5 protein-coding genes are annotated in these 6010 nt (G+C 49.2%); 4 read left to right on the forward strand and 1 reads right to left on the reverse strand.

Annotation, left to right across the window (positions count from 1 at the left end; translation table 11 throughout):
* On the forward strand, positions 1-3933 hold a 3933-nt coding region (locus V6C93_RS18015), incomplete at its 5' end, for a PAS domain S-box protein (RefSeq protein ID WP_333478053.1).
* Positions 3930-4847 carry a response regulator gene (locus tag V6C93_RS18020; RefSeq protein ID WP_333478054.1) on the forward strand — a complete coding sequence of 306 codons (918 nt, stop codon included), beginning with the start codon at positions 3930-3932 and terminating at the stop codon, positions 4845-4847. The genes V6C93_RS18015 and V6C93_RS18020, both read left to right, overlap by 4 nt.
* A gap of 59 nt (positions 4848-4906) precedes the next feature.
* Here the strand turns inward: V6C93_RS18020 and V6C93_RS38775 are convergent, their stop codons facing one another.
* Positions 4907-5128 (reverse strand): hypothetical protein, encoded by a 222-nt coding sequence (locus V6C93_RS38775; protein WP_333478055.1) that lies wholly within the window; start codon positions 5126-5128, stop codon positions 4907-4909.
* A gap of 128 nt (positions 5129-5256) precedes the next feature.
* Here V6C93_RS38775 and V6C93_RS18030 point away from each other — a divergent pair, with 128 nt between their 5' ends.
* Together V6C93_RS18030 and V6C93_RS18035 are read left to right on the forward strand one after the other, a co-directional pair.
* Positions 5257-5454: a DUF4278 domain-containing protein gene (locus V6C93_RS18030; RefSeq protein ID WP_333478056.1), complete on the forward strand. Its 198-nt coding sequence runs from the start codon at positions 5257-5259 to the stop codon at positions 5452-5454.
* Positions 5455-5699: 245 nt separating this feature from the next.
* The gene (locus tag V6C93_RS18035) at positions 5700-5897 is read left to right on the forward strand and encodes a hypothetical protein (RefSeq protein ID WP_333478057.1); all 198 of its coding nucleotides are present in this window, start codon (positions 5700-5702) and stop codon (positions 5895-5897) included.
* Positions 5898-6010: the final 113 nt, after the last annotated feature.

The raw sequence follows: 6010 nt of genomic DNA on the forward strand, positions 1-6010 counted from the left end.
ACGGGTGAGGAAAAGTGGGTTTGGGAGCAGGGTTGTGGGGTCTACTCGTCGGAAGGAGAGGTATTAGCGCTCGAAGGTTTCATCACGGATATTACCCAGCGTAAGCACTCCGAAAAGTCTCTACAGGAGAGCGAAGAACGATTCCGTCGCCTATCCGAAGCCACCTGTGAAGGGATTTTGATCCACGATCGCGGCACAATTAAAGATGCCAACCAAGCGATCGCTGAAATGTTAGGCTACAAAACCGATGAACTTATCGGCATGAGTGGCTTTGAACTTCTAGCACCCGAATCACGGGATTTAGCGTTAAAGCACGTCCAGACTGGCTATCTAGAACCTTACGAAGCCGTTGGTCTCAGGAAAGATGGCTCTAAATTTCCAGTCGAGCTGCAAGCTAAAATGATTCCCTACCAAAATCGCCTCATACGGGTGGTAGCGATTCGAGACATATCTCATCGCAAGCAGGTAGAGGAAGAGTTGCGACAAGCCAGAGACCAAGTGCGAGCAGTTTTGGATGCCGTACCTGGAAGTGTAAGTTGGGTCAGTTCAGATTTGACTTACTTGGGCGTTAATCGCTTTTTGGCAAAAAGCTTCAATCAGCCGACAGAATTTTTTGTCGGTAAACCCCTCGGCTTTCTTCAGCCCGGTTCCCAAGTCAGCGAGTTCTTGCGGAAGTTTTTTGCCAGTCAAGAGTTGGAAGCTTCACTGGAACTAGACTGGGAAGTTGAGGGTGCGCCCTCCCACTATTTAATCGTTGCCCAGAAGTATTTGCAAGGCGAAGCGGCGGTCTGTGCTGGGTTTGACATTACCCGGCGCAAACAAGCCGAGCAAGAACTGCGCTACAGTGAAGCCTGCATTCGAGCGTTGTATGAGGTGACAGCGGCTCAAGAACTGAGCTTTAACCAACGCCTGCAAAAGTTGTTAGAACTCGGATGTGAGTGGTTTGGCTTGGATATTGGCCTTTTGGGATGCATTGAGGAAAATCGCTATCAAGCGATTGCCGCCTGCGCAAGGGTACCAAAAGCGATCGCTGCTGATTCAGCCGCAAAGGATCAGCCTGGGGACTACAACGCGGCGGTAGAGTCTGAGCATCCAACGTCGAATGCCTTGCTCCACTCTACTTTTCCGGAACCTCAAGAAGGAACAGGTTCGCACAGCAATGACGACCCACCTTCGGCAACACCCGCACTTCCCAAAAGCACTGTTTTTGCTTGGAAGTCGAGCAATCACCAGCCGATTTGGGAAGCCGCAGAGCTGGTGAACATTGAGTCGTCTGTGGCTTTTCAGTGGTACGGGTATCCAGCGCACTCCACAGCTAAAATGGAAGCCTATCTCCGCACCCCAGTGACAGTCGCCGGTAAAATTTACGGCACCCTCGGCTTTTGGAGCTGCCGCAAGCGCAACCGAAACTTCAAAGCAGTGGAACGGGAACTGTTGAAGCTCATGGCACGGTGGATTGGGGGTGAGATTGAACGGCAACAAGCCGCAGAGGCATTGCAACAACAATTTCACCGCGCTTTACTCCTCAAGCAAATTACCCAAGAGATTCGCCAAAGCTTAGACACCCAACAAATCTTACAGACGACGGCAACACAGGTAGGGCGTGCACTTCGTGTCAATCGTTGTTTACTGTTTAGATATGAAGCGACACGACCCTCTCGCTTAGTCTGTGTGGCTGAGTATTTAGCGGGGAACTACACATCACTCGTCGATTCATTAGAGCTTCCAGTGAAGGGTAATCCTTACCTAGAGAAGATACTGGCTCAAGACCGAGTGGTATCCGTTACTCATGTCGATTCCTATTACTTGTTGCAACCCTTTATTCGCCTGTTTCACCGACTGGGAGTGCAGTCCTTGTTAACGGTTCGCACCTCCTATCATGGTAGGGCGAACGGAGTGATAAACGTACAACAGTGTGACGCGACCCGCCACTGGAGGGAAGATGAAATTGAATTGCTCGAAGCGGTAGCGGATCAGGTCGGTATTGCTCTAGCCCAAGCTCGCCTCTTAGAACAGGAAAAGCAGCAGCGTGAACAATTGGCTGAACAAAATGTAGCTCTAGAGCAGGCTAAGCAGGCGGCGGAAGTGGCAAACCAAGCTAAGAGCGAATTTTTGGCAATGATGAGTCATGAAATTCGCACACCGATGAACGGGATTATTGGCATGAACAATCTGCTGCTCAATACCTCTCTGAGCAATGAACAGCAAGAATTTGCTCGAACGATCGGCAGTAGCAGCGAGGCTTTACTGAGGATTATCAACGATATCTTAGACCTTTCCAAAATCGAGTCCGGAAAGCTGGAGTGGGAGGAGCAGCCATTCGATCTACTCGCTTGTGTAGAGGGTGCTGTGGCTCTGCTGACTCCGAAGGCACGAGATAAATGTATAGAGTTGACTTACCAAATTTCCCCACAAACCCCGCTCACCCTTGTAGGAGATGTCACGCGGTTGCACCAAATCCTGCTGAATCTCCTCAGTAATGCTGTCAAATTTACGGATGCGGGGAACGTCACCGTTTCAGTAACAGCCGATACATTAGGAAATAGCGAACAATCTAAGCAAGGGTTAATCTCTGACTCCCCCTTCCCAAGACTCTATGAAATTCAGTTTGCTGTCCAAGATACCGGTATCGGCATTGCCCCAGAGCAAATGGATCGCCTGTTTAAGCCGTTTAGCCAGATTGATGCCTCGACAAGCCGACGCTACGGAGGTACGGGTTTAGGTTTGGCGATTAGCCAACGGTTGTGCGAGTTGATGGGGGGTCGGATGTGGGTCGAAAGTTGGAGAGCCTGTGCCGGAAATCCTCCTCCCAACTGGAAACTGCAAGAAGTCAACCGTCAAACGTCAAACGTTGAACGTCAATACACCAACTCCCAATCCCCTATTCTCAATCCCCAATCGGGTTCTACCTTCCATTTCACCATTGTTACCCCTGGTTACCTCGTTGCCATGCCAACTCATGAGGTGGACGATGCTGCCAAGGGTAGCCTTAAAGGCGATCGCTCACATCATGAACTAACTCCTCAGATCGGTCAATTGTCTCAACCGATACCGCTACGGATTCTGCTGGCAGAGGACAATCTTGTGAACCAGCAAGTTGCCCTGCTGACGTTGAAACAGTTGGGATATCGAGCCGATGTGGTCAGCAATGGTCAAGAAGTCCTCGAAGCCTTGCGTCGTCAGCCCTATGATGTGGTGTTGATGGATGTAGAAATGCCGGAAATGGATGGGTTAACCGCTACCCGTCTCATCTGTCAGGAATGGGATGCCAACTTAGGATTAGAGGATGCGAGCATTGAATCAGCGATCGCACAAACAGAGGCATCAACCCAAAATCCAAAATCCAAAATCCAAAATCTAAAATCCAAACGTCCCCGGATTATTGCCATGACAGCTTATGCAATGGCGGGCGATCGCCACAAGTGCATCGAGGCAGGCATGGATGACTATATCAGTAAACCGATTCAGGAGCAGGAGCTGATTCGTGCCTTAAGGTTGTGCCAGCCGGAAACGGTTGAGCCCAGATCACAGCTAACCCAGGAACGCCAGGTAGAAACGCCGAATGTGGAATCTCCATCTGTACTCAATCGCCAAGTCCTAAATTCCCTGCGGCAGATGGCTGGTGCTAAAGCCCCCATGATTTTACGCCAAATCATTGGTAACTACCTGGAAGATGCGCCCCAAAGGCTACAAAGCATTCGAGATGCTGTGGCGGCTGGAGATGCCACCGCGCTGCGACAGTCCGCTCATACCCTCCGCTCCAGCAGTGCTAATCTAGGCGCAATGAATCTCTCCAATCTCTGCAAAGAGTTAGAAATGATGGGGCGTGCAGGTACCACCACAGATGCTTCTAGATGGATAACACAGGTAGAGGCGGAGTATGAGAAAGTAAAAGTGGCTTTAAACCTGGAAAATGAGGATATTTGTTCATGAATCCTCTATCTCAACCAGATTCTCCCTTGGTTCTGGTCGTTGATGATGACCGCTCCCTGAGAACGCTGCTTCGCTTCGCGATGGAAGAAGAAGGATACCAAGTGGCAGAAGCGAATAATGGAGAGAACTGCTTGGCTGAATTCGCACGGCTCAAGCCGGATATCGTGCTGCTGGATGCCGTGATGCCTGTGATGGATGGCTTTAGCTGTTGTAGCCAATTGCGTACTCTTTCCTCAGCTGCGCACACTCCCGTACTGATGATCACGGTACTGGACGATCAAGAGTCTGTCGATCAGGCATTTGCCGTTGGTGCTACGGATTATGTCACGAAACCCATACATTGGGCTGTCCTGCGTCAGCGTGTTACCCGTCTTTTAGAAGCGAGTCGCTCAGTCATACAAGTGCAACAAGTGACCGAGGCATTGCAAAAGCAGATTCAGCGGGAGCGGTTGTTTCGAGAGATTGCTCAGCGTCTGACGCAGGCTTCAACTTTGGAGGATATTCTTAACCCCTCAGTTCAGGAAATTCTGGAATTCTTGAAGGTAGATAGGGTTTCCCTGAATCACATCAATGGTAGCTTCATTACACCATCTGCCTCAGACGGTGGTACATCTGTTTTTAAAGGCTCCCTAAAAGATTCTGACTGGGAAATGGAATATGCCCAGGAGTTCAAGGCGGGGAGAGTTGTGGCAATTTCAGATATCCAGCAGGAAGGAGTCCCTGCTTGTGTGAGCAAGTGTCTGGAGCCGTTGAATATTAAGTCGGCGCTGATGGTACCCATTTTCATCCGAGGGGAGTGGTGGGGACTGCTAGAAGCCGCTCACTCTGACTCCAGGGATTGGGAAGCGGAAATGGTAGATGTGTTGGTTGATGTGGCAAATTTGATGGCGATCGCGATCGGTTATTCCTGCTAAGTCTTTCCAGTCTTTTGGTTGACGAGCCGCCGAAGGGTGGTAAGGTTTGTGCGATCGCTCTATGAAATTTCGTCTGGGTCAATTCCCTGAGTGCGAAGATAGGATGCCAATCGCTCTGCGCGTTGACGTTGTTGCTCTGTCCGTTGACCAAAAGGGGAGTAGGGAGTAGGGAATCGGGAATAGCGAAAGCGTTGCGAGGCGTTAACCTGGAACGAGCTGTTGCCGATTCTTCTGATCAGAAATCCCAATAGCTGTACTATAGTCTGCCGTTTGGCGGTCAAGTGTAACGAGATGTAAATAGCTTATACATAAGTTGAACAGAAGTTGAACGCGATCGCAGACATCAGCCTCCGATACTGAGAAATATAGACAGCCCAACAAGATTAAACGACAAGGAGCTTTTAAGGTTATGCAACTGTGCTATCGAGGCGTTTCTTACGAATATGAAGCTGCTCCTGTCGAACTTCTTGAAGGTGAAGTCGGTGGAAAGTATCGGGGTCTGCCTTGGAGACACACTCAGGTAAAACTGAACAAGGGGTTAACCGTTGAACCCACTTATGAGCTGTATTATCGGGGTGCTACTCCTCAACGCCAGCAGGCTACCTAACCCAGAAGAATTCCTATTACCGAAACAAACAGCGCTACTTCTTTCTAGAAAAATTCCCAGAGAATTTTCTGATCAGTCAAAGAAGGTAGCTAGAGGAGCAACTTAATCCGGCTCACAGCGCCATAGTAAGCCAATTTTTTCGCCAAGGATAGTAAGTTAGCCGCTGACAGCTACGTCGAGTGTTATCGTCACTGCTATTTTACCCCAGTTTTGGCATTAATTAAATCAGTATAGAGGGTCAGAACATGCAATTAATTTACCGTGGTTATACCGTCAATTATATTCCGCGTCCCATCCAAACCTATCGAAAGCCGAATGCTTTAAATTGGCGTTGGCAAACGGCTAACGAAAACGTTCAATCTGCTCCTCAGGTTATCCAAAAGTACTGTCCTCCGCGTGCCTTAAATTGGAGATTTCAAATGCAGACAGGAATGCCTTTTTAAGTTTTTTCCACATGCTCCATTTCCCAAGTATAGCGCTATAGCCAATTACCGATTCCTATAGGATTGGGGTGGCTGTAGCTTTTTCTTTCGTACTCAATAGCGTTCGTTTCTTA

Origin of the sequence: Allocoleopsis sp., assembly GCF_036703385.1 — a bacterium.
Lineage (GTDB): Bacteria > Cyanobacteriota > Cyanobacteriia > Cyanobacteriales > Coleofasciculaceae > Allocoleopsis.